General features: G+C 74.2%; 23 protein-coding genes, 1 tRNA gene and 1 pseudogene. 10 read left to right on the top strand and 15 right to left on the bottom strand.

Going from position 1 to position 23,095, the window contains the following annotated elements; genetic code table 11:
- Positions 1-300: 300 nt before the first annotated feature.
- The 3 genes from VKV23_00670 to VKV23_00660 all read left to right on the top strand — a co-directional run bounded on the left by VKV23_00670 (position 301) and on the right by VKV23_00660 (position 1,917).
- The gene (locus VKV23_00670; GenBank protein ID HLI14549.1) at positions 301-1,095 is read left to right on the top strand and encodes a phosphatase PAP2 family protein; all 795 of its coding nucleotides are present in this window, start codon (positions 301-303) and stop codon (positions 1,093-1,095) included.
- Positions 1,096-1,107: 12 nt separating this feature from the next.
- A tRNA-Thr gene (locus tag VKV23_00665) sits at positions 1,108-1,178 on the top strand.
- 514 nt (positions 1,179-1,692) lie between these two features.
- Positions 1,693-1,917: a hypothetical protein gene (locus VKV23_00660; protein HLI14548.1), complete on the top strand. Its 225-nt coding sequence runs from the start codon at positions 1,693-1,695 to the stop codon at positions 1,915-1,917.
- A gap of 32 nt (positions 1,918-1,949) precedes the next feature.
- On the opposite strand, the gene VKV23_00655 is transcribed toward VKV23_00660, so the two are convergent.
- The 4 genes from VKV23_00655 to VKV23_00640 are packed head-to-tail and all read right to left on the bottom strand — an operon-like array spanning position 1,950 to position 5,810.
- Positions 1,950-3,443: a ubiquinol-cytochrome c reductase cytochrome b subunit gene (locus VKV23_00655; protein HLI14547.1), complete on the bottom strand. Its 1,494-nt coding sequence runs from the start codon at positions 3,441-3,443 to the stop codon at positions 1,950-1,952.
- Positions 3,440-4,390: a Rieske 2Fe-2S domain-containing protein gene (locus VKV23_00650; GenBank protein ID HLI14546.1), complete on the bottom strand. Its 951-nt coding sequence runs from the start codon at positions 4,388-4,390 to the stop codon at positions 3,440-3,442. The genes VKV23_00655 and VKV23_00650 overlap by 4 nt, the downstream gene beginning before the upstream one ends.
- The gene (locus tag VKV23_00645) at positions 4,383-5,210 is read right to left on the bottom strand and encodes a c-type cytochrome (GenBank protein ID HLI14545.1); all 828 of its coding nucleotides are present in this window, start codon (positions 5,208-5,210) and stop codon (positions 4,383-4,385) included. The genes VKV23_00650 and VKV23_00645 overlap by 8 nt, the downstream gene beginning before the upstream one ends.
- A 3-nt stretch (positions 5,211-5,213) precedes the next feature.
- Entirely contained in the window at positions 5,214-5,810 is a 597-nt protein-coding gene (locus tag VKV23_00640; GenBank protein ID HLI14544.1) for a heme-copper oxidase subunit III, read from the bottom strand.
- Positions 5,811-5,894: 84 nt separating this feature from the next.
- Between VKV23_00640 and hemE the strand changes: the two genes are divergently transcribed.
- Genes hemE through lnt form a run of 4 tightly spaced genes read left to right on the top strand, consistent with a single transcriptional unit; the run spans position 5,895 to position 10,936 of the window.
- Positions 5,895-6,950: a uroporphyrinogen decarboxylase gene (gene hemE, locus VKV23_00635; protein HLI14543.1), complete on the top strand. Its 1,056-nt coding sequence runs from the start codon at positions 5,895-5,897 to the stop codon at positions 6,948-6,950.
- A complete protein-coding gene (hemH, locus tag VKV23_00630) occupies positions 6,947-7,867 on the top strand; it encodes a ferrochelatase (GenBank protein HLI14542.1) in 921 nt (306 codons plus the stop codon). Before hemE ends, hemH begins: the two co-directional genes overlap by 4 nt.
- Complete coding sequence (gene hemG / locus VKV23_00625) at positions 7,860-9,311, top strand: protoporphyrinogen oxidase (GenBank protein HLI14541.1); 1,452 nt, start codon at positions 7,860-7,862, stop codon at positions 9,309-9,311. Before hemH ends, hemG begins: the two co-directional genes overlap by 8 nt.
- Positions 9,308-10,936 carry an apolipoprotein N-acyltransferase gene (lnt, locus tag VKV23_00620; GenBank protein HLI14540.1) on the top strand — a complete coding sequence of 543 codons (1,629 nt, stop codon included), beginning with the start codon at positions 9,308-9,310 and terminating at the stop codon, positions 10,934-10,936. Before hemG ends, lnt begins: the two co-directional genes overlap by 4 nt.
- Before the next feature lie 56 nt (positions 10,937-10,992).
- Here the strand turns inward: lnt and VKV23_00615 are convergent.
- Positions 10,993-11,427: pseudogene (locus VKV23_00615) on the bottom strand (GtrA family protein).
- On the opposite strand from VKV23_00615, the gene VKV23_00610 reads away from it, so the two are divergent.
- Both VKV23_00610 and VKV23_00605 read left to right on the top strand, forming a co-directional pair.
- Positions 11,366-12,208, top strand: coding sequence for an acyl-CoA thioesterase II (locus VKV23_00610; protein ID HLI14539.1), 843 nt, complete (start codon positions 11,366-11,368; stop codon positions 12,206-12,208). The pseudogene VKV23_00615 and the gene VKV23_00610 sit on opposite strands and share 62 nt — an antisense overlap.
- Positions 12,208-12,354, top strand: coding sequence for a hypothetical protein (locus tag VKV23_00605; protein HLI14538.1), 147 nt, complete (start codon positions 12,208-12,210; stop codon positions 12,352-12,354). Before VKV23_00610 ends, VKV23_00605 begins: the two co-directional genes overlap by 1 nt.
- Here VKV23_00605 and VKV23_00600 read toward each other — a convergent pair.
- From VKV23_00600 to VKV23_00580, 5 genes are read right to left on the bottom strand one after another with little or no spacing between them, the layout of a single operon-like run.
- Positions 12,323-12,715 (bottom strand): cytochrome c oxidase subunit 4, encoded by a 393-nt coding sequence (locus tag VKV23_00600; protein ID HLI14537.1) that lies wholly within the window; start codon positions 12,713-12,715, stop codon positions 12,323-12,325. The genes VKV23_00605 and VKV23_00600 overlap by 32 nt on opposite strands.
- Positions 12,712-14,424 (bottom strand): cytochrome c oxidase subunit I, encoded by a 1,713-nt coding sequence (gene ctaD / locus VKV23_00595; GenBank protein ID HLI14536.1) that lies wholly within the window; start codon positions 14,422-14,424, stop codon positions 12,712-12,714. The genes VKV23_00600 and ctaD overlap by 4 nt, the downstream gene beginning before the upstream one ends.
- Complete coding sequence (locus VKV23_00590) at positions 14,421-15,290, bottom strand: cytochrome c oxidase subunit II (GenBank protein HLI14535.1); 870 nt, start codon at positions 15,288-15,290, stop codon at positions 14,421-14,423. Before VKV23_00590 ends, ctaD begins: the two co-directional genes overlap by 4 nt.
- A gap of 10 nt (positions 15,291-15,300) precedes the next feature.
- A complete protein-coding gene (locus VKV23_00585) occupies positions 15,301-15,819 on the bottom strand; it encodes a hypothetical protein (protein ID HLI14534.1) in 519 nt (172 codons plus the stop codon).
- Positions 15,820-15,856: 37 nt separating this feature from the next.
- On the bottom strand, positions 15,857-16,066 hold the full coding sequence (locus VKV23_00580) for a twin-arginine translocase TatA/TatE family subunit (protein ID HLI14533.1): 210 nt from the start codon (positions 16,064-16,066) through the stop codon (positions 15,857-15,859).
- A 160-nt stretch (positions 16,067-16,226) separates the two neighbouring features.
- Between VKV23_00580 and VKV23_00575 the strand changes: the two genes are divergently transcribed.
- A complete protein-coding gene (locus VKV23_00575; protein HLI14532.1) occupies positions 16,227-18,344 on the top strand; it encodes a dehydrogenase E1 component subunit alpha/beta in 2,118 nt (705 codons plus the stop codon).
- On the opposite strand, the gene VKV23_00570 is transcribed toward VKV23_00575, so the two are convergent.
- From VKV23_00570 to VKV23_00550, 5 genes are all read right to left on the bottom strand, one after another.
- Positions 18,338-19,312 carry an ABC transporter permease subunit gene (locus VKV23_00570; protein ID HLI14531.1) on the bottom strand — a complete coding sequence of 325 codons (975 nt, stop codon included), beginning with the start codon at positions 19,310-19,312 and terminating at the stop codon, positions 18,338-18,340. The two genes, VKV23_00575 and VKV23_00570, sit on opposite strands and share 7 nt — an antisense overlap.
- On the bottom strand, positions 19,309-20,271 hold the full coding sequence (pstC, locus tag VKV23_00565) for a phosphate ABC transporter permease subunit PstC (GenBank protein ID HLI14530.1): 963 nt from the start codon (positions 20,269-20,271) through the stop codon (positions 19,309-19,311). Before pstC ends, VKV23_00570 begins: the two co-directional genes overlap by 4 nt.
- A 169-nt stretch (positions 20,272-20,440) precedes the next feature.
- Positions 20,441-21,595: a phosphate ABC transporter substrate-binding protein PstS gene (gene pstS / locus VKV23_00560; protein ID HLI14529.1), complete on the bottom strand. Its 1,155-nt coding sequence runs from the start codon at positions 21,593-21,595 to the stop codon at positions 20,441-20,443.
- A 148-nt stretch (positions 21,596-21,743) separates the two neighbouring features.
- Positions 21,744-22,589: a phosphate ABC transporter ATP-binding protein gene (locus VKV23_00555; protein HLI14528.1), complete on the bottom strand. Its 846-nt coding sequence runs from the start codon at positions 22,587-22,589 to the stop codon at positions 21,744-21,746.
- A gap of 176 nt (positions 22,590-22,765) precedes the next feature.
- Positions 22,766-23,095 (bottom strand): hypothetical protein (locus VKV23_00550; GenBank protein ID HLI14527.1); only part of this gene is annotated, 330 nt, incomplete at its 5' end.

Below are 23,095 nucleotides of genomic sequence, written 5' to 3'. Positions count from 1 at the left end.
TCTCGTCGTCGTAGTGGCGGCGCACCATCGAGTCGAGCACGCCGACCTCGTGGCCGCGCGCCGACAGGTGCAGCGCCGTCGGCCAGCCGAGGTAGCCGTCGCCACCGAGTACCAGGATCCGCATGAAGCCGTCGTCCTCCTGCGTGCGTGCTGGCGCGGGCGAGACGTCTGCGGGGAGTCGAGCGCTCGCGTCGGGCCAAGCTGCCACCGTCGCCGTGTCGCAGCGATGCTAGTCGCGACCGTTCGCCCGATGGAGCGTCCGCTGGGGTAGCTTGGCAGCCGACAGAGCCAGGCGGTGCCGTGGACACGACCCTCTACCTCGACGTAAACCGGTTCGCGCGGGATACCACGTGGGCTCACGGCGTCATGCGCGCCTACGCGCTCGTCGCCGGTGTCGCTGTCCTCGCCGCCCTCGTCCTGCTCGCGTACGTGCGCGCGCGCGGCGACCACCTGCTCGCCGACAGTGCACAGCGTCTGGCCGCAACGGTGTGGGCGGCGATCGGCACCCTCGTCGCGCTCGGCTTGAACCAGCCGCTCTCGCACCTGATCGGCAGGGTCCGTCCCTACGACGTCCTGCGCGGCGTCGAGGTGCTCGTGCCGAGGGCGAACGACTTCACGATGCCGAGCGACCACGCCACCGTGGCCGGGGCGGTGATCGCCGGCCTGTGGCTGGTCCGCGACCGCCTCATGGCCACGCTCGCCACGCTGCTCGGTCTCTTCCTCGCCTTCGCTCGCGTCTACGTCGGCGCGCACTACCCCGGCGACGTCGTCGCCGGGCTCGCCTTCGGTGCCTTCGTCGTCCTGGTCGGCTACCCGGTCGCGCTCGCTGCGCTCAAGCCGATCGTCCTCGCGCTGCGCACGTCCCCGCTCGCCTTCCTCGTCGGCGGAACACACGCCACCCAGGCCTCGCCGCCCAACCCCGCGGCGCGCCCGGCACCGGTCGCGCAGTCGGGCTCCGTCCGCATCCTGTCGGCGCGCGAGGTGCGACCACGCCACTCGTCGGGGCCGACCCCGGATCGCCCCTCGGGCACCGAGGCGCTCGGGCAGGCGCGCCGGGCCGAGGTGCAGACGGAGTCGCCCGGCACCTCGAGCTGAGGACGCCCGCCGGCCCGGGTAGCTCAACGGCAGAGCACCTGCCTTGTAATCAGGCGATAGGGGTTCGACTCCCCTCCCGGGCTCGCCGCAGACCGCAGGGAACGCGTCGCTGGACCGCAGGACTCGGGAAGCCAGACGGGCTGGCGGCGGACGGGCTGCGAGCCGAGCGCGAGCCGGTGGGTGGCGGCCGGTCGAGCCTCGACGAGCTCGCGGCCCGTCGCCGCGGCGGGGCGCATCGGATCGGGGGTCGCCACGACCGCGCGCGGCTGACGAGGACCGGGCCTCCTGCTCGATCGCCGCCCACCGGCACGGCGCCACTGGCGATCGCCGCGGCCCGACCGGCAGGTGCCGGGCGCGACCGGCTCGCAGCAGCGCTCGACCGGCCGGCGGTTCGGACCGCTCGACTCGGGATGGCCTGCGTCGCCGGACCAGGCCGGCGGCGAGCCGCGCCACCACGTCACACGCACGCGCCCTCCCGCGGCACGCCGTGCCGGCCCGGACCGTTCGCCACGGCGCGGAACGGAGGGACCTTCCTCCCTAGGCACGCCGCGCTCGTCTCCCTACCGTGAGGAGGACACGGCACGGAGGAGGCGCGAGATGGGTTGCTGGTGCGGCCACAGGCCCTGGCATCGCTGGGGACCGCCCTGGTACGGCTACGGGCCCGGCCCCGGCTTCGGGTACGGTCCGGGCTTCGCCCGCGGCCCACGGCGGCGCAGGACGCGCGCGGAGGAGCTCGAGGCCTACGTGCGCGACCTCGAGGAGGAGCTCGCCACGGTGAAGGCCGAGCTCGAGGACCTGCGCGAGGGCGGCACGTCCCAGTAGCGGCCGCCGCCCCGCCCGGACGGGCGGCACCCTCAGCGGTACTGGCGGGGGATCCGGTAGACGCCGGCGGGCGCCCTGTCCTCCTCCTCGATCGCCGACAGGTCGATCTCCTCGACGGGCAGCGGCTCGGGTTCGTCGTGCGCGTAGCCCGGGTACTCGGGCGCGGGCTCGACGGCGTAGCCGCCGGCCGCGGCGCGCACGACGACGTTGAACCGCTTGCGCTGGCCCGCGCCGGGCGTCGCCTGCAGCTCCTTGCAGATCTTGTAGGTGACCGGGAAGACGACGAGCGGCACGACGACGACGAGGACGCGGAACGCCCACAACACGAAGTTGAGCGTGAGCGAGAGGTAGTTGGCGAGCACGTCCGTCGAGCTCGCGCCGAACAGGACGAAGTAGAAGGCGAACACGCTCGCACCGAAGGCGGTGCGCAGCGGCCGGTCGCGAGGCCGGTCGAGCAGGTGGTGCTCGGCGGTGTCGCCCGTGAAGCGCGCCTCGAGCATCGGCCACAGGTAGATGAGCGTGAACGTGAGGCCGGGGAGGAACACACCCGGGAAGAAGGCGTTCGGCACCATGTGGCCCGGCAGGTGGATCTCCCAGCTCGGCATGACGCGCAGCGCGCCGTCGAGCCAGCCCATGTACCAGTCGGGCTGGACCGCGTAGCTCACCTCGTAGGGCCGGTACTGCCCGTACATCCAGATCGGGTTGATCTGGACGAGCGCCCCGAGCAGCGCGGTGGCGCCGGCGATGAGGAAGAGGAAGCCGGTGGTCTTGGCCACGAAGCCGGGCCACAGCGGCGTGCCGACGACGTTGTCCTCGCGTGCGCCGCGCCCGCGGAACTGCGTGTGCTTGTGGCGGACCAGCATGCCGAGGTGGGCGCCGATCAGGCCGAGGATGAGGAGGGGGAGGATGAGGACGTGGAGGATGAAGAAGCGCGGGATGATCGACCCGTTCCCCGGGTAGTTGCCGCCGAAGAGGAAGAAGGCGAGGTAGCTGCCGACGAACGGCACGGACTCGAGGATCGAGAAGGCGATCCGGATGCCGGTGCCCGACACGAGGTCGTCCGGCAGCGAGTAGCCGAGGAAGCCGTTGAAGATCGCGAGGATGAGGAGGGTCGCGCCGACCATCCAGTTCACCTCGCGGGGCCGGCGGAAGGCGCCGGTGAAGAAGATCCGCATCATGTGCACGACGATCGAGCCGACGAAGATGTTCGCTGCCCAGTGGTGCATCTGGCGCATGAGCAGGCCACCGCGTACGGAGAACGACAGGTCGATCGTCGAGGCGTAGGCCTCGGAGACCTTCTGGCCCTGGAGGGGCCGGTAGACGCCGTGGTAGATCGTGTCGTGCGCGGACGGCACGAAGTAGAGCGTGAGGAACACGCCCGTCGCGAGGAGGACGACGAAGGAGTACAGGGCGATCTCCCCGATCATGAAGGACCAGTGGTCGGGGAAGATCTTGTTGATGAGGTGCCGTCCGCCGCGCGAGATCGCCAGGCGGTCGTCGAACCAGGCGAAGAGCTTGTCGATCACGTCGTGCCACCCCGCTCCCAGAAGCCTGGCCCGACCGGCTCGTCGTACCCCGCCTGCGCCCGCAGGTAGCCCGCCGAGTCGACGTAGAGCGGCAGCTGGGGGAGCGGCCGGGGGGCGGGCCCGAAGACCGGCCAGCACCCGGCGCGCACGTCGAAGAGCGACTGGTGGCACGGGCACAGGAGCTGCTCGGTGAGCTCCTCGTACAGGCCGACCGGGCAGCCCGCGTGGGTGCAGACCTTGGAGAAGGCGAGGAAGCCGTCCGGCCCCCAGGTCTCGCGCCCCGGGCGGGTGACGATGTCCCCGCCCTCCTGGACGTGGATGAGCACCGTCTGGGAGATCGCGCCGCCGACGTCGTCCTCGGGGAAGACGGTGAGGATCCCCCCGACCGCGACGTCGCTCGTGCGGACGCGCCGCCCGTCGATCGTCGTGAGGTAGGAGCCCTTGCGCCACTTCGTCTTGTAGAGCGACTTGCGCGGGAGGGGGCCGAGCGAGCGCAGGAGCGGGAAGGCGGCCACGACGCCGAAGACGCCGGCCGCCAGGCCCATCAGCTTGAGCAGGAAGGTGCGGCGGCGGATGGCCACCTTGCCCCGCGACGCGAAGTCCGCGACGAGCGCCTCGCGCTCGTCGGGCGTCACCGCCATCATCGGGCGCGGCTCCTCGAACGGGCCGCGTGGCATGAGGTACTTGCCCCACACGACGAAGGCGACGCCGAAGGCGACGAAGCCGACGCCGAGGGTCCCGCCGAGCCACTCGTTGTTGGCGCCCTGCCAGTAGGCGCCGCCGAAGGCGGCGAAGCCCGCGAGCGCGACGACGAACGCGCTCGCCGCCACCTTCTCCGCGCGCCGCGGACGGCGGGCGCGCACCTGGAACTGCGGGGACTCGAGCGTCACGACGGGCCGTGGCGCGCCGCCGTCGCCTCGAGCGCCGCCAGCAGGCGGCTCAGGCATGCGCTCCCTCCTCGTGGGTTCCCGCTCCCGCCTCCTCGCGCTCGCTGCGGTCGCCGATCCACAGGGCGAACAGGAGGCACACCCCGACGCCGACGAACAGGCCGACGAAGCCCTCCGCCACCGGGCCGACCCCGCCGAGCGAGAGGCCGCCGGGGGCAGCCGGGTGCTGGATGCCGCGCGTGACGTAGGCGATGAGGTCCGCGAGCTGGGCGTTGGAGATCTGGTCGGGGCTGAAGCGGGGCATGTTCGCCGGCCCCGTGCGCACCGCCTCGGCGACCTGGGTCGCCGTCACGTCGTGGAGCGAGGGAGCGCTGATTCCGTTGGAGAGGGCGTCGCCGGCACCGGTGATCGTGTGGCAGGGCGCGCAGTTCAGGGCGAAGACGCTGAAGCCCGCGCTCACGTTCGCGTTGCGCAGGTTGACCGACGGCACCCTGGGGCCGCCGCCGAGCGACTCGACGAAGTCGGCGATGGCGAGGGTCTGCTGGCGGTCGAACACCGGCGGCTTCTTGATGGGCTGGGCCGTCGGGTTGGCGAGCGGCATCCAGCCCGAGGAGACCCACAGGTCGACGGTCGCCGCGCCGAGGCCGCGCAGGTTGGGCGCGAGGGCGCTGCCCTGCGCCTCGCTGCCGTGACAGCTCGAGCAGGACTGCTCGAAGAGCGTCCGGCCCTCGGCGACGCTCGCCGCCTGGTTCTGGGAGGTGGCGTCCGCGAGCGTGACGCGCCCGAGCGGACGCGCCTGCCGCGGCGCCGGCGCGAAGAGGACCAGGCCGAGCGCCACGACGAAGGCGACGAGCACGACGGGCGGGAGGACGCGGCGCACCGGCTAGGAGAGGAGGAACAGGGCGCTGAACAGCCCGATCCAGATGATGTCGACGAAGTGCCAGTAGTAGCTCACCGCCTGGAAGACCGGCGTCTCGCCGGCGTCTCCCCTCGGGCCCGCCATGCGCCCGAGGAGTGCGAGCATCGCCACGAGGCCCAGCAGGACGTGCAGGCCGTGCAGGCCGGACATGATGTAGAAGAGCGACCCGTAGGCGTTGGTGCGCGGCCGGAAGGGGAGCGTCTTCCACTCGTAGGCCTGGTTGGCGAGGAAGGCGAGGCCGAGGACGAAGCTCGTGACGATCCAAAAGCGCGCCTTGGCGCGCTCGCCGCGCTCCTGGGCCCACACGCCGAGCTGCATCGTCGGGCTCGAGGCGAGCAGCACGACCGTGAAGGCGAGGGCCTGGTAGGTGTCGAGCTTCGTGCCCGGCGGCGGCCAGACGGTCGCGTGCGACCGGATGGTGAAGAACGCGGCGAACAGGCCGCTGAAGAACATGAACTCGGAGCCGAGCCAGATCATGACGCCCACGGCGAGCAGCTGCGGGCGCCTGGCGTGGGTGGGGCCAGGCGGCAGCGGCTGTTCGAGGGCCGTGACGTGCGCCACGGCCCTACTTCTTAGCCGACCGCCGCCCGCCGGCACCAAACGGGCGCCTCCGAGGCGGGGGGCCGGCAGGGCTAGGGTCGTGACGTGCCGCTCGAGGACTCGAGCTTCCTGCGCGCCTGCCGCCTGCAGCCGGTCGACACGACGCCGGTCTGGTTCATGCGCCAGGCCGGCCGCTCGCTGCCCGAGTACCGGGCGCTGCGCGGCGAGCGCTCCGTCCTCGAGGCCGTGCGCGACCCCGCGCTCGCGAGCGAGCTCACGCTCCAGCCCGTCCGCCGCTACGGGGTCGACGCGGCGATCCTGTTCAGCGACATCGTCGTGCCGCTCGCCGCCGTCGGCGTCGACCTCGACGTGGTCCCCGGCACCGGCCCGGTGATCGCGTCCCCCATCCGCTCGGCCGCGGACGTCGCCCGCCTGCGCCCGCTCGAGCCCGAGCTCGACGTCCCCTACGTCCTCGAGACGGTCCGCCAGCTCGCGGGCGAGCTCGAGGTGCCCCTCATCGGCTTCGCCGGCGCGCCCTTCACCCTCGCGTGCTACCTCGTCGAGGGCGGTCCCTCTCGCACCTTCGTGCGCACGAAGGCGCTGATGCACGGCGACGAGGCACTGTGGTTCGCCCTCGTCGAGCGGCTCGCGCAGAGCGCCCTCGCGTTCCTGTCGGCCCAGGTCGAGGCGGGAGCGAGCGCCGTGCAGCTCTTCGACTCCTGGGCCGGCGCGCTCTCGAGGCGCGACTACGAACGCTACGTCCTGCCCGCCTCCCGTCGGGTCCTCGAGGGCCTCGCCCCGCTTCGCGTGCCGCGCATCCACTTCGGCGTCGGCACGGCCGAGCTCCTCGACCTCATGGCGGAGGCCGGGCCCGACGTCGTCGGGGTCGACTGGCGGACACCGCTGCCCGTGGCGGCCCGCCGGATCGGCCGACCCGTCGCCCTGCAGGGCAACCTCGACCCGGCGCTGTGCGCCGCGGGCGCGGGCCCGGCGCTCGCCGAGGCGACACGCGTGCTCGAGGACGCGGCCGGGCTGCCCGGCCACGTCTTCAACCTCGGCCACGGCGTCCTGCCCGAGACCGACCCCGACGTGCTCGCCCGCCTCGTCGACCTCGTGCACGCACACGGGCGCGGCCCGGCCGGGCGAACGGACGCGCCGTGACGACCGCGGTCCTCGCCATGGCCTACGGCTCGCCGACGAGCCTCGACGAGCTCCCCGCCTACTACACCGACATCCGCCGGGGGCGACCCCCCTCGCCCGAGCAGCTCGCCGAGCTCGAGCGGCGCTACGCGGCGATCGGCGGGACGTCGCCACTGGCGCGCCGTACGGCCGAGCAGGTCGGCGCGCTCGCGGCGGCCCTCGAGCGCCTCGCCCCGGCGCGCTTTCGCGTGTTCTTCGGCGCGAAGCACGCGCCGCCGCGCATCGAGGACGCGCTCGACGAGATCGCCGCCGCGGGCATCGGCGAGCTCGTCGGCCTCGTGCTCGCGCCGCACTACTCGCCCCGCAGCGTTGGGGAGTACCTGGAGCGGGCGGAGCGGCGAGCCGCGGCGCACGGCATCGCCTGCACCTTCATCGAGCGCTGGCACGACGACCCGGTGCTCGTCGAGCTGCTCGCCGAGCGCGTCGCGTCGGCGCGTGGCGAGCTCGGCGACCTCGAGCCGGTCGAGGTCGTCTTCACCGCGCACTCGCTGCCGCGCCGGGTGCTCGCCGAGGGCGACCCCTACCCCGCCGAGGTCGAGGAGACCGCTCGGCTCGTCGCGCGACGCGCCGGCCTCGAGCGCTGGCGCGTCGCCTTCCAGAGCGCCGGGCGCACGCCCGAGCCGTGGCTCGGCCCCGACGTCCTCACCGTGATCGCCGAGCTCGCGCGAGGCGGGGTCCGCGGCGTCGTCGTGTGCCCCGCGGGGTTCACCTCGGACCACCTCGAGGTGTGCTACGACCTCGACGTCGAGGCGCGCCAGCACGCCGAGGCGCTCGGCATGGCGTTCCGTCGCACCGCCTCGCTCAACGACGAACCGCGCCTCGCCGCGGCGCTCGCCCGGCGCGTCCTCGCGGCCGCGGCGCGCCTTCCCGGTGGCTGAGGCGCGCCGCCCGACGGTCGCGGTCATCGGCGGCGGCCTAAGCGGCCTCGCCGCCGCGCTCGCCCTCGCCGGGCGGGCCGACGTGCACCTGTTCGAGGCCGACGCTCGCCTCGGGGGCAAGCTCGCCACGGCGAGCGTGCGCGGCCGGCCCGTCGACCTCGGTCCCGACGCCTTCGTCACGCGCCAGCCCGCGCTCGAGGCGCTGTGCCGCCGGCTCGGCCTCGGCGACTCGCTGCACGCGCCCGCGACCTCGGGCGCCGCCGTGCTCGCCCGAGGGCGGCTCCGCCCCCTGCCGGCCGGGCTCGCGCTCGGCGTCCCCACCGACCTCGTCGCCGTCGCCCGCTCGGGGATCGTCTCCCCGGCGGGGTGCGCACGTGCGCTCGCCGACCTCGTGCTGCCCGGGCGCCTCGTGCCGCCGGACCCCGTCGCGACGGCGCGCGCCGGCGGACCCGACCCGACCATCGCCGAGGTCGTGGGCGCTCGCCTCGGGGGCGAGGTGCTCGCGTCGCTCGTCGACCCGCTCGTCGGGGGCATCAACGCCGGCGACGCGCGCGACCTCTCGCTCGCCGCGACCGCCCCCCACCTCGCCGAGGCGGCAGCCGGGCGGAGGAGCCTCCTGCGGGCGCTGCGCGCCCTGACGGCGCACCCGGCGGCGCACGGCGCCCCGGCCTTCCTCGGCCTCGCTGGCGGCATGGCCGAGCTCGTCGGGCGCCTCGAGGAGGAGCTCGCCGCGGCGGGCGTCGCGGCGACGACCGGTGCCGAGGTCGAGGCGCTGCGCCGCGCCCGCGACGGGCGCCGCCTCGAGGTCGACGGAGGCCTCGTGGTCGACGGCGCCGTCGTCGCCCTCCCCGCGTTCGCTGCGGCGAGGCTCCTCGCGAGCCTCGACGAGCGGCTCGCCGAGGACCTGGCGCAGGTCGCCTACGCCGGCGTGGCGACCGTGACCCTCGTCTACGACGAACGCGCCATCCCCCCGCGCCTGTCGCGGGCGCGCCTCGACGGCCGAGGCGCCGTCCTGCCGGGCAGCGGCGTGCTCGTCCCGCGCTCGAGCGGCCGCCTCGTCACGGCCGTGACCTTCACGTCCACCAAGTGGCCGCGAAGCGCCAACCCGGGCGAGGTCGTCCTGCGCTGCTCGGCCGGCCGCGCCGGGGACACGCGTGCGCTCGAGCTCGACGACGGCCGCCTCGCCGCCGCCGTGCGCGCGGAGCTCGCGCTCCTCCTCGGCCTCGAGGCCGCCCCGCTCGAGGTGCTCGTCAAGCGCTTCCCCGCCGCCTTCCCCCAGTACCGCAGCGGGCACCTCGCCCTCGTCGCCCGCCTCCGGCGCCGCTGCGAGGCGCTCGGCGGGCTCGCCCTCTGCGGCGCCGCCTACGACGGCATCGGCATGCCCGCCTGCGTCGCGAGCGGAGAGGCGGCGGCCGATCGCGTCCTCGCCGCCGTGACGGGATGAGCCCGCGCCGCCGCCAGGCCTGCGAGCCGCGGCACCGGCGCGCGCTGCGCTGGTGCCTGGCGGCTGCGGCCGGCGGCGCCTGGGCAGCCTCGCTCCCGCCGCTCGGCTGGTGGCCCCTCGGGATCCTCGGCGCAGCGCTGCTCGCGACGAGCGTGCGCGCCGGCGGCGTCGGGGCGCGTGCCGGGCGCGGCCTCCTCGCGGGCCTCGTGCAGTACGGCATCGGCCTCGCCTTCGTGCTCGCCTTCAGCGGGCTCGGCTACGCGGTCCTCGTCCTCGCCGAGGCCCTCTTCCCCGCCGCCGCCTGCGCGCTCGCCCCGCGGCGCGCCCGACCCGTCGCCCTCGCCAGCGCCCTCACGCTCGCGGAGCTCGCCCGCCAGGCCGTGCCCTTCGGCGGGCTCCCGCTCGCCGGGCTCGCCCTCGGGCAGGCCGGCGGGCCCCTCGCGCCCCTCGCCCGCCTCGGCGGCCCGGTCGCGGCCGCCGCCGGCGCCTACCTCGCGGGCACCTGCCTCGAGGCCGCGGCGCACGGCCTCCTCGCGCGCGGGCGCGGCGGTCTGCGCCGGTGGCGCGTGCAGCTCGCCGGCGGCCTCGTCGGGACGGCGGCCGTCGCCGCCGCGGCCGGCCTGGGCGCGGCCATCGGGGCCGGCCCCGCCCTCGGCCACCTCGAGGTCGCCCTCGTCCAGGGCGGCGGGCGGCGGGGGACGAGCGCCCTCGAGGTCCCTGCGGCCCGCGTCCTTGGCGCGACCCTCGCCGAGACGTCGAGGATCGAGCGGCCGGTCGACCTCGTCGTCTGGCCGGAGGACGTCGTCGCCCTCCCCGGACCGCTCGACGCCTCGCCTGCGCGGGAGCTGCTCGCCGGCGTCGCCCGCCGCACCCGCGCCACCGTGCTCGCCGGGGTGACCGAGCTCGTCGGCCGCCACCGCTTCACGAACGCGGTGGTCGCCTTCTCCCCCACCGGACGGCTCGTGGGGCGCGTCGAGAAGGCCCACCTCGTCCCCTTCGGCGAGTACGTGCCGTGGCGTTCGGTCGTCTCCAAGGTGGCCGACCTCGCGGCGGTGCCTCGCGACGCGATCGCCGGGCACGGCACCGGCATGCTCGCGACGCCGGCGGGCCGTCTCGCCGTCCTCATCTCCTACGAGGCGTTCTTCGCCGACCGGGCCCGTTCGGGGGTGGACGCCGGCGGCGACCTCCTCGTCGTGGCGACGAACACCGCCTCCTACCGCTCGAGCCAGGTGCCGGCGCAGGAGCTCGCCGCGTCGCGCCTCGACGCAGTGTCCACCGGGCGCGACCTCGTGCAGGCGGCGACGGTCGGCTACAGCGCGATCGTCGCCCCGGACGGCGACGTACGGGCCCGCAGCGCCCTCGGATCGCCGGCGCTCGTCGTCGGGCGGGTGGCGCTACGCGGCGGGAGGACCCCCTTCGACCGCTTCGGCGAGCTCCCCCTCGTCCTCCTCGGCGCGCTCGGCCTGGTCGCCGGCCTCGTCCGCTCGGCCCCGGGGCTGCTCGCTCAGGGCGCGTCGAGGACCTCGGCGGAGGCGAGCGCCTCGCCGCGCGCCGTGCGGGAGTCGGGCACCACGAAGAGCACCTTGTTGAAGAGCACGAACTTGCCGACCCACAGCAGCCCGTAGGTGCAGAAGTTGGCGCACTCGACGACTGCGGTGATGACGTCGTTGCTGGCCGTGAAGTGGCGGGCGACGTGCGCTGCGGCGCCGACGGCGACCGTCGAGGCGACGAGGCTCGCGAACGCCGCCACCCAGAAGGGGATCACCTCGCGCACGAGGTGCGACCTGCCGGTCTTGCCCCACGCCCAGGTGCGGTTGAGGTAGTAGGACGGCAGGGTGGCGACGAGGGTGGCGAGGACGTTGCACACCGCCGCCGAGGCGAGCCGGAGCTCGTGGAAGAAGAAGAAGAGCGCCCCGAGCGAGATCACGGTCGAGACGACCGAGACGACGGTGTAGCGCCACAGCTTCGAGAAGGCCGGCGTCCTCGTGAAGGTCCGGACGCGCCTGACCCTCGCCGCCAGCGGTGCCACGTCGGCCGAGTGTACCGTCTCGTCGGTGGGGACCGGGATCGCCGCGCTGCTCGAGCTGCTCGACCTCGAGCCGATCGAGGTGAACATCTTCCGCGCCGGGACGCTCGAGGAGCTGACGCTGCGCGTCTTCGGCGGCCAGGTCGCCGCCCAAGCCCTCGTCGCCGCCGGGCGCACGGTCGGGCGCGGCACGGTCCACTCCCTCCACGCCTACTTCCTGCGCCCGGGCGACCCCCGGACGCCCATCCTCTACGAGGTCGACCGGATCCGCGACGGCCGCTCCTTCACCACCCGGCGGGTGGTCGCCATCCAGCACGGCGAGGCGATCTTCAACCTCCAGGCCTCCTTCCACACGAGCGAGGAGGGGATCGACCACGCGGCCGAGATGCCGAGCGCGCCGGCGCCGGAGTCGCTGCCCACCCTCGCCGAGCGGGCCGGCGCCGCCACGCCGGCGGTGTTCGTCGCCGCCCACGGCCTCGACGTCCGCTTCGTCGGCGAGCTCCCCTGGCAGCGTTCGGCCCCCGCCTCGCGCCAGCAGCTGTGGCTGCGCACCGAGGCCCCGATCGCGGACGATCCGCTCCTGCACGCCGCGGTGGCGACCTTCGCCTCGGACCTCACCCTCGTCGACACCATCCTCGAGCGGCACGGCTACTCGCCGTGGGACCCCGCCTTCATCGGGGCGAGCCTCGACCACTGCATGTGGTTCCACCGACCCTTCCGAGCCGACGAGTGGCTCTTCTACGACCAGACGAGCCCGAGCGCCTCGGCCGGTCGCGGCCTCGCCACGGGATCGCTCTTCGCGCGCGACGGCCGCCTCGTCGCCTCCGTCGTCCAGGAGGGCCTCGTGCGCTTCCGGAGCCGTGCGACCTAGTGGGCTTCGCCGCCGGCTTCGCCGTCTTCCTCGTGCTCCTCGCCGTGCTCGTGGGCTTCGTCGCGCGCTTCGTCCGCCGGCTGCTCGCCGAGCGGCGGCGCGACGACGAGGAGGCTAGACGAAGCCGCCCCGGCGGCTCTCCATGATGACGCCGACGACAGCCGAGCCGGCGAGCGTGAGCCCGAAGGGCGCGCTCCAGAAGCCGAAGATGAGCGAGAGGGCCACGAGCGCGGCGGCGAGCCCGAGGACGAAGGGCCAGACGCTCGAGGAGGGGAACGCCCCGACGACACCGGCACCATCCGCGAGCGTGGCGTCCGGGTCGTCCTCGGCGCGCGGCGTCATCCGTCGGGACCACCAGAAGTAGTAGCCGCCGGGGAGCAGGCCGAGCAGGGCGCTCCCGACGAGCATCACCGTGCCGCCGTCCTCGTAGCCCCAGAACCAGTAGACGAGGGCGACCGCGGTGAAGAAGATCGCGATGAACAGCAAGAAGCGCGACTCGAACTTCATCGGGGCTCCCTGCCGTCGCCCGCCACCGACGCCGCCTCCTTCCGGCGCGGCGCGTGCCACGCCCGGTGCTCGGGGTGGTTCGCGTCCCAGACCGGGCGCTCGGAGCGGATGGGCGGGATGGCGAGGAAGTTGTGGTGCGGCGGCGGCGACGACGTTGCCCACTCGAGGGTGTGGCCGTCCCAGGGGTTGCCCGAGGCCGCGACGGGCCGGCGCCACGAGACGTAGAAGTTGACGAGGGTCAGCGCGACCGAGATGAACAGCAGGTAGGCGCCGCCGGTCGAGACGCGGTTGAGCGTCGTCCAGCCCATCGCGGCCGAGTACTCGGCGATGCGCCGCGGCATGCCGTGCAGACCGAGCAGGTACTGGGGGAGGAAGGTCACCCAGAAGCCGACGAACATGAACCAGAAGCTCGCCTTGCCGAGCCCCTCGCGCAGCATCCGGCCCGTCATCTTCGGGTACCAGTAGTAGATCCCGGCGAAGCCGGCGAAGACCGCCGTGCCGAAGAGCACCTCGTGGAAGTGCGCCACGACGAAGTAGGTGTCGTGGGTCGCGAAGTCGACCGGCGGCGAGGCGAGGAAGATGCCGGTCACGCCCCCGAAGAGGAAGACGATGAGGAACCCGACCGAGAAGAGCATCGGGGTCCTGAACACGAGCGAGCCCCGCCACATCGTCCCGATCCAGTTGAAGAACTTGATGCCCGTCGGGACGGCGATGAGGTAGGACATGATCGAGAAGAAGGGCAGGAGCACGACGCCCGTCGTGAACATGTGGTGCGCCCACACCGCCGTCGACAGCGAGGCGATGGCGATCGTCGCGAAGACCATCCCTCGGTAGCCGAAGATCGGCTTGCGGGAGAAGACCGGGAGCACGTCGGTGACGATCCCGAAGTAGGGCAGGGCGAGGATGTAGACCTCGGGGTGCCCGAAGAACCAGAAGAGGTTCTGCCACAGCACCGGCACACCCCCGCCAGCCACCGAGTAGATGTGGGCGCCGATGTGGCGGTCGGCCCAGAGCATCACGACGGCCGCCGTGAGCACCGGGAAGGCGATGAGGATGAGGATCCCGGTGACGACCATGTTCCAGCTGAAGATCGGGAGGCGGAACATCGTGAGGCCCGGGGCGCGCAGGTAGAAGACGGTGGTGATGATGTTGACCGCCGTGAAGATCGCCGAGAAGCCAGTCAGGATGAGGCCGACGATCCACATGTCGGGGCCAGCGCCCGGCGAGTGCACGATGCTCGACAACGGCGCGTAGGCGACCCAGCCGAAGTCGGCGGCCCCACCGACGGTGAGGAACCCGCCGACCATGATGAGGCCGCCGCTCAGGTAGAGCCAGTAGCTCAGGGCGTTCAGCCGGGGGAAGGCCATGTCCGGCGCGCCGACCTGCAGCGGGACGATGTAGTTCGCGAGGCCGCCGAAGGCGAAGGGCCCGGCGAACAGGTAGAGCATCAGGCTCCCGTGCATCGTGAACAGCTCGTTGTAGGTGTGCTGGCTCACGACGGTCGCGTCCGGCGAGGCGAGCTGGGTGCGCATGATCATCGCCATCAGGCCCGCCAGGAGGAAGAAGAGGAAGGAGGTGATGAGGTAGCTCTTGCCGATCACCTTGTGGTCCGTCGAGGTGATCCACTTCAAGATCCCCGACGGACCGTGCTCGGGCTCGGGCTCCCCCGGGCGTCCGAGGTCGGGCGGGCGTTCGACGACGAGGGTCATGCCGTGCCTCCGGCGGCTTGCGACGAGGCCTGCGCGCCCTGCTCGGCCGCGAGCCAGCGCTGGAAACGGGCGGGGGTCACGACGCGCACGCTGAAGAGCATCTCAGAGTGGTAGAGGCCGCAGTACTGCACGCACTGGCCGGGGAACACCCCCGCCTGGGTCGGCGTGAAGTCGAAGACGTTCGTGATCCCGGGGATCGCCTGGCGGTTGAAGTTGAACGCCGGGACGTAGAGGGCGTGGATGACGTCGGCGGCGTTGAGCACGATCCTCGTCGTCTCCCCGAGGGGCAGCACCATCTGGGGGTACTCCGACGAGGTGGCCGGCAGCGCGGTCGGCTGCGGCTGCGACGCGGTCTGGATCCGCACGCGCTGGTAGTGCCCGCTGCCGTCGTAGTAGGTGAACGACCAGCCCCACTGGTAGGCGAGGACGTGGACGATCTCGGCCGGCTTCTTCGCCACGGCGTCGATCGAGTCCTCGGTGACGAACGTGAAGTAGAAGATCACTGCCACGATAACGATCGGGATGACCGTGTAGAGCACCTCGAGCGGCAGGTGCTCCCGGAACTGCCGCGGCATCTCGTCGTCGTGGCGGCGCCGGTAGGCGACGACGGACCAGAAGATGAGGCCCCAGACGATGACGGCGACGGCGAGGCCGGCGATCGCCATGCCGAACCAGAGCTTGAACTCGTCGTGGCCCTGGACCGTCGAGCCCCGGAAGGCGCCGAAGGTGGGCACCGTGCAGCCGCCGAGCGCGAGCGCCCCGAGGGCGATGCCGAGGGGCGCGCCGAGCCGGCGCCAGCGCGCGACCCGCCGCCTCGGGCTGGCTGGGCAGGGACGGGGCGGGCGCCGCGAGGCTCCGTCGGTCACGGCGCCGACATTAGCGACGGGGCCTTCGGCCGGGCCAACCGGCGCCCCCGCCCTCGGGCGCCGCGGCGAGGGCCCGGGCGATGCGACGGCCGGTGCCGGCGGCCCGGCCGAGCCGGCGTGCCACCCGCGGCGCGACGGGCGATGCCCGGCGCCCGGGCGGCGTGACCGTCGCCGCCGCCGGCACGCTGTAGCGCGTCCTGCGCTCGAGCGCGACGAGGACCGCCGCCGTCGCCTCGGCCAGCGCCATGCCCGCGACGCCGAGGGCCCGGTGCGCGTAGGCGGGCGAGGTGGCGAGCGCCGCGACGACGAGCAGGTCGGCCACGTGGTGCTGGCGGCGGCTCACGAGGCGCGCGAGGCCGAGCGGCGTGCCGCTCACGAGGTTGAGCGCCACGACGAGCCCGCCGGCGCCGCCGAGCGCGAGGCGGGCGCCGCCGCCGAGGTGCAGGCCGGTCGCGATCGCCGCGACGCCGAGCGCGTACTCGGCGAGGACGTGGGCGCCGAAGGGAACGGCGCGCCTCTCGCGCGCCACGGGGGCCTCCCTGGCGTGCCGGCGTTCGCCCGGCGCGCTAGGAGCTCGTCTCCCGGTCGGCCTCCTGCTTCGTCGCGGCGGCGCGCTCACCCTCCTCGAGGCCCTTGCGGAACTCGTGCGAGGCGCTGCCGAGGCCACGGGCCAGCTTCGGCAGCTGGGAGCCGCCGAAGAGCAGGACGATGACGATGACGGCGATGACGATGAGACCGTCTGGCCCCAGGATGTTGGCGAGCACGCCGGCCGGCACGGGGCTCCTCCCTTCGTCGACCCCGCGAGTCTAGACCCTCGCTCGCCGCGCCCGGTAGGCGCGGGAGCGCCGCCGACGATCCAGCAGCGCGCGGGAGCCCTCACTATCGTGAGGCCGTGCACCGCGTCCCGACGAGCTCGCCGGCGCCGGGGGCGGTGCCGTGACGACGGCGGTGTCGCCCGAGGACGGTCGGCGCGCGGCGCACGGGCCGCCGGCCTGCTACCGCGGGGTGCCGGTGCGCGAGCTGCTCGAGGACTTCCGCCTCGCGTGCCTGTCGCGCGCCCTCGACGACCGCCAGCTCACCTTGCACAAGCAGGGGCGCGCCTTCTTCCACATCGCCGGCGCCGGCCACGAGGCGCTCTACCTCGGGATCGCCCGCTCGCTGCGACCGAGCTACGACTGGTTCTTCCCCTACTACCGCGACCTCGCCCTCGTGCTCGCCCTCGGCATCACGCCGAAGGACGTCCTGCTCCACGCGGTGGGCTCGGCGGACGACCTCGACTCCGCCGGGCGCCAGATGCCCTCGCACTGGGGCCGACCCGAGCTGCACATCGTCTCGCAGTCGAGCCCGACGGGCAGCCAGTGCCTCGCGGCCGTCGGCTGCGCCGAGGCCGGCGCCTACCTCGCGCGCCGCCGCCCGGCAGGGCTCGAAGCGCCGGCAGACGAGGTCACCTACGTCTCCCTCGGCGAGGGCGCGACCTCCGAGGGCGAGTTCTGGGAGAGCCTCAACACCGCCTGCCGGCTGCGGCTGCCGGTCTGCTACGTCGTCCCGGACAACGGGTACGCGATCTCCGTGCCGGTACGCGACCAGGCACCGGCGCCGATCTCCGAGCTCGTCGCGGGCTTCCCGGGCCTTCGCGTGGCGCGCATCGACGGCTGCGACTACTTCGCGAGCCGCCGGGCAGGCGCCGAGCTCGTCGCGCGGGCGCGCGCGGGCGGCGGTCCCGCGCTCATCCACGCCTCCGTGACGCGCCCGTACTCGCACTCGTCCTCGGACAACCAGGCGAAGTACCGCCCGCCGGAGGACCTCGCGGGGGAGGCCCGGCGCGACCCGCTGCGCCGGATGGAGGACGAGCTCACCGTCGCAGGAGTGCTCGCGCCCGGCCAGGCCGACGAGATCCGCCGCGAGGTCCACGCCCTCGTCGCCGCGGCCGCCGCCCAGGCGCTCGAGGCGCGACGGCCGCTGCCGTCGAGCGTCACCGAGCACCTCGTCGCGCTGCCCCGCATCGCCGATCCGCCTGCGCCGCCGGAGGAGGGCGAGCGCGTCTTCTTCGGCGAGGCGATCCAGCGCACCCTCCACGAGCTCATGGCGCTCGACGAGCGCGTCCGCGTCTTCGGCGAGGACGTCGCCGACGCGAGCGACGAGGCGCTCGAGGCGGTGCCCGGGCTCGGCGGGGTCTTCGGCACGACGCTCGGGCTGCAGCGCCGCTTCGGCGAGGACCGCTGCTACAACACGCCGCTCGCGGAAGCGAACATCGTCGGGCGCGCCATCGGCCAGGCGCTGCGCGGGCTGCGACCCTTCCCCGAGATCCAGTTCTTCGACTACATCTGGCCGGCCATGCACCAGCTGCGCTCCGAAGCGGCGACGATGCGCTGGCGCTCGGCCGGCCGCTTCAGCGTCCCGATGGTGCTGCGCTGCGCCATCGGCGGCTACGTGCAGGGCGGCGCGATCTACCACTCCCAGTGTGGCGAGTCGATCTTCACCCACATCCCTGGCCTGATCGTGCTCTTCCCCTCTCGCGCCCGCGACGCGGCGGGGCTCCTGCGCGCCGCGTGGCGCTGCGAGGACCCGGTCTTGTTCCTCGAGCACAAGCACCTCTACCGCCAGCGCCACGCGATGGACCCGTTCCCACCCCCCGACTACGTCGTGCCGCTCGGCCGAGCCGACCTCGTCCGGGCGGGCCGGGACCTCACGATCGTCACCTGGGGCGCGACGGTGCAGCGATCGCTCCTCGCCGCGCAGCGGGTCGCCGAGGCAGGCGTCGAGGTCGAGATCCTCGACCTGCGCTCGCTCGCACCGTGGGACCGGGAGGCGGTCGCCACCTCGCTCGAGCGCACGGGCCGCCTCCTCGTCGTCCACGAGGACGTGCTGACGAGCGGTTTCGGCGCGGAGGTCGCCGCCTTCGCCGCGGACGAGTGCTTCGCGTACCTCGACGCCCCGGTGCGCCGCTGCGCGGCGAAGGACGTCTGGGTGGGCTACGAGCCCAACCTGCTCGGGGCGACACTGCCCCAGGTCTCCGACATCGCGCAGGCCGCGCTCGAGCTCGCCGCCTACTGATCGCCTCCGACGTCGCCTCCGGCCCGGCTCGGCGACCGGCGTCGCGTCGGCGCGCCGGCGCGCCCGGTGGGCGACGCGTCGGGCGCGTAGCGCTGCGCGCGGCGCACGACGAGGCGGGAGGCCGTGATGGCGAGCACCACGAGCGCGAGGAGCAGGACCGCTGCGTCCGCCGAGAGGGCGCGGGCCGCGGCGCCCGGCTCGTCGTAGAAGGCGTAGGCGGCGTAGGTGAGGTAGCCGACCTGGGCGTGCACGAGCGCGCCGCTCGGGTAGGCGTTCGAGTAGCCCGCGGTGTAGAGGAGCGGTGCCGTCTCCCCGACCGAGATCGCGACGGCGACGAGGAGGCCGGTGAGAATACCGGGGAGCGCGCTCGGCAGCACGACTCGCCGGAGCAGGTGGCCGGGCCGCATGCCGAGCGCCTCGCCGCCCTCGCGGTACGCGAGCGGCACCTGTCCGAGCGCCAGCTCCGTCGACTTCGCGACGTAGGGAACCACGAGCAGCGCGAGCACGAGGACCGCCGCGAGGAGCGAGAACCCCCAGTGCAGGCCGACGACGAGGGCGAGGTAGCCGCAGTAGCCGAAGACGATCGAGGGGACGCCCGAGAGCAGCTCCGCCCCGAGACGCACGATCGACGCCAGGCGGCCGGGGCGGGCCACCTCCGCGAGGAAGACGCCGGTCCCCACGCCGGCTGTGCCGGCGAGCACGACGACCCCGGCGGTGATGGCCGCCGTGCCGGCGAGGGCGTTGGCGAGGCCGCCCCCGGTCCCGGTCGACGCGTGGACGAAGATGCCCCACCGCCACCCGGCAACGGCTCGCTGAACCGTGCTCTCGACGATCCACGCGAGCGGCGCGAGGACGAGCGCGAGACCCGCCGCGCACGCCATCCAGAAGGCGAGGCTCCCGAGCCGACGGCGCTGCGCGGCCCGCGTGCGGCGAGGCACCCCGACGGCAGCTGGAACGGCGGTGCTCACGCGACCGCCCCCACCGGGAGGGCGAGGCCGCGACCGGCACGCCGGGTCAGCAGGCGTGCCGCGACGTTGACGGCGAGCGTGATGGCGAACAGCACGAGCGCCGCCTCGGCGAGGGTGCGCACCGCGAGGCCGCTCGGATCGGCCTGGGCCGAGTCGAGCTGGGTGACGATCGTCGCCGCGATCGTCGTCATCGAACCGTACAGGCTCGTCGCCAGGCCGAAGCTGCTCCCGCTCACGAGGGCGATCGCGATCGTCTCGCCGAGCGCCCGACCGAGGCCGAGGGCCGCCGCGCCGATCACCCCGGTGCGGATCCAACGCGCCTGGACGGCGCGGAAGGCCTCGGCGTCGGTCATCCCCAGCGCGACGGCCCCCTCCTTGGCGGCCACCGGCACCTGGCGCAGCAGGTCGCGCGTCGTCGCCGCGATGATGGGGACGATCATCGCCGCGAGGACGAGACCACCCGTGAGCAGGCCCTGGCCGGCGGGGTTGAAGCTGCCGCGCAGCACGCCGAGGACGGGCACGTCCGGCACGTGCTGGAGCGCAGGGTAGACGTGCGCGGCGAGGAAGGGGCCGAAGACGAGCACGCCCCACAGCCCGATGACCGCGCTCGGCACCCCCGCCAGCGTCTCGAGGCACCACCCGATGGCCGCGCCGGCGCGCCGAGGGAGCTTCTCGACGACGAGAATCGCCGCACCGAGCGCGACGGGCAGGGCGACGGCGAGCGCGATGGCGGAGGACTCCAGCGTGCCGGCGATGAGCGGCCAGGCACCGTAGCGGGCGCCCGGCGGGTGCGGCACCGGCGCGCGCACGACGGGAGCGTAGGCGTTGCCCGGGTTCCAGGCGCTCGACGTGAAGAAGCGCCAGCCGTTGTAGCGGATCGCCGGGACCGCCTCGGCGACGAGGATGGCCAGCATGGCGGCGAGCGCCCCGAGCGGGACCACCGCCAGCGTCCCGCTCACCCAGCGCACCGCCCGCGGCGCGCTCGGCGAGGTGACCGCCCGGACCGTGCCGGCAGGACGTCGAGGCGGCGGGGGTGGGGGGGTTCCCGCCGCCTCGGCCCCGGCACGGGCGCTCAGGGCCGCGCGACCGCGCGCCCGCGTGCGTCGGCGTGCGCCCACCGCGCCCGGCCTAGCGCCCGATCCGCTGGAGGAGGCCGATGGCGACCTCGAGGGCGTTCAGCGGGAGCGGCTGGAAGTAGATGGGATCGAGGAAGCGCGGCGCCGCGCCCCGGCGCTCGTCCATCCCCCAGGCGAGCAGCGCCCGGATCGCCGCCGCCCGCTGGGGACTCGGCTGGACGGCGTTCACGATCGCGTACTCGAAGTTCACGATCGGGTAGCCGTAGCGGGCACGCCTCGAGCGCGAGTCGATGAGCGAGATCGTGCCGTTCGCAGGGATCTTCGGGTAGCTCGCGACCTCGTTCGAGATGTTGCGGGGCGTCGGCAGCACGAAGCTCCCCCTGCCGTTCAGCAGCGCGGCCACCCCGAGACCGTGGGCGAGCGCCGAGCGCAGGTAGCTCACCCCGATGTAGGCGACGCAGCCACGCGTCGCCTCGCAGGTGGCCAGCATGCCCGAGTTGCCGTTCTCGGCCAGCGCGTTCGGGGTCCGGGGGAACGCGACCGAGGTGTTCGGGCCGCCGAGCGCGGCCACGAAGCTCTGCGGGTCCTGGAAGTCGAGGTACGAGGTGAACATGAAGGTGTCGCCGCTGCCGTCGGAGCGGTGGAGCGGGATGACCGGGATGTGGGGCAGCCGCACGCCGCGGTTGAGCCTCGCGATGGCGCTGTCGTCCCAGTAGGTGATCGACCCCGTGTACATCCCGTTGAGCACCGCCGCGTCGAGCCGGAGGTGCGTGCGGCCGCCGAGACCCGGCAGGTTGTAGTCGATCTGCTGGGCGGAGACGACGACCGGGATGTTGAGCAGGGTCGGGGGGTCGCTCGGCGGCAGGTAGGCGTCCGAAGCGCCGATGTCCACGGTGCCCTTCAGCGCGTCGGACTGGCCGGCGCCCGATCCCGTGGCAGCCGTCTCGAGCCGCGCCGCGCGGTAGGCCTGCGCCCAAGCCGAGAAGAGCGGGTAGAAGAGCGTGGACCCCGTCTCCGAGAGCGAGACCCCCCGAGGAGCCGCGCGCTCGAAGCGCGCGAGCTCGGCCTGCGCCCTGGCCAGCGCGCTCCCGGCGCTCCTTGCGGCGTGACGCCCCCGCACCGCGGAGGCGTGCGCTGGCGACCCGGCGAGCAGGCCTCCGGCGAGGGCGCCCGCCGCGGCGATCGCCGCGGCGCGGGCGAGAGCCACCTTCGGCCAGCCGCGTGCTCTGTCTCGTCCTGTCACTGGCAGTTCCCTTTCGTTCGTCGTCCCGCAGGGGACGTGGCGGGGCAGTTGCGCTGCGCCGACCACCCGTCCGTCGCGGGCGGCCGGAGCCTTCGTGCGGGGAGCGCCACCCTCAGCTGCTCCCCACGAGGTCGCTCGCGCCGCCCAGGTAGCGCGCCGTCTCCGGGCGCTCGGGGCGGGCGAAGAGCCGCTGCGTCGAGCCGGCCTCGACGAGGCGCCCTGCGGCGAGGAAGACGGTCTCGTCCGACAGGCGCCGAGCCTGGCGGAGGTCGTGCGTCACGATCACGACCGTGAGGCGCGGCGTGCAGCGGCGCACGAGCTCCTCCACCGCCTCGGTTGAGCGCGGGTCGAGCGAGGAGGTCGGCTCGTCGAGGAGGAGGACCTCCGGCCGCACCGCGAGGGCCCGCGCGAGGCACAGCAGCTGCTGCTGGCCGCCGGAGAGGCGGAAAGGCGAGTCGTGCAGGCGGTCGGCGACGTGGTGCCACAGGCCGACCTCGGCGAGGCAGGTCTCCGCGAGGTCTCGCAGCTCCGAGCGCCGGGCGAGGCGGTGCGCCCGCACCCCGGCGACGACGTTGTCGAGGATGGACATCGGGAAGGGGTTCGGGCGCTGGAAGACCATCCCGACGCGCCGGCGGAGCACCGTCGGGTCGAGCTGCTCGACCTCCACGCCAGCGAAGCGGATCGAGCCACGTCGCCAGTGGCCACGCACCCGGTCGTTCATGCGGTTGAAGGAGCGCAGCAGGGTCGTCTTGCCCGACCCGGAGGGACCGATGAGCGCGGTCACCGCCCCCGCAGCGACGTCGAGGGAGACGCCGTCGAGCACCCTCGAGGGGCCGAACCCGACCGACACGTCCCGCGCCGAGAGCGCCGGGAGCTCCCCGACGCCCGCACGGGCGTCCGCCTCCGGCTGGGGGCCGGCCAGATCGCCCGTTCCCGCCTGCTGCTTCGCGCCGCACATAGCGGTGGCGAACGTACCGAGGTGGCCTGAACACGAGGTGGCCACGCGCCGACTCGCCGCTGAAGCGTCGGTGAATGTTCGGTTGCGCGGTCCGTACGCGCGACGGGCGCGCGACGCGAGGTGGCACGCGGGCGAGGTGGCTCGCGGGCGAGGTGGCTCGCGGCGGACGTACTGCCTCAGCTCGTCGGGGCGCGTCCGCCCCCGGGTCCGGGCGACGGCGCGGGGCGAGCCCGGCGCGCGAGCGAGCGCTCGGCGTAGTAGGGCCGCAGCTCGAGGCGGGCCGGGGCGAGGTGCCCGTAGACGAGGACGGCCTCGCCGGGCGCGACCCGCCGCAGCGCGTGGGCGGGTGCCAGCCGGCGCGTGGCCCGGCTCCAGGTCGTCGTCCGCTGCCCGCTCGAGTCGAGGGTGGTCGAGTCGACGGGCCGTTCCTCCTCCCCGATCAGCGACGAGAGCTGTTCGAGCGTCGAGGGGTCGGCGATGCCCGAGCAGACGAGCTTGGCCCGGTG

Source organism: Acidimicrobiales bacterium, from assembly GCA_035294085.1.
Taxonomy (GTDB): domain Bacteria; phylum Actinomycetota; class Acidimicrobiia; order Acidimicrobiales; family Bog-793; genus DATGLP01.
Note: the sequence above shows the minus strand (reverse complement) of the source record. Positions and strands in the feature narration are given on the sequence as shown.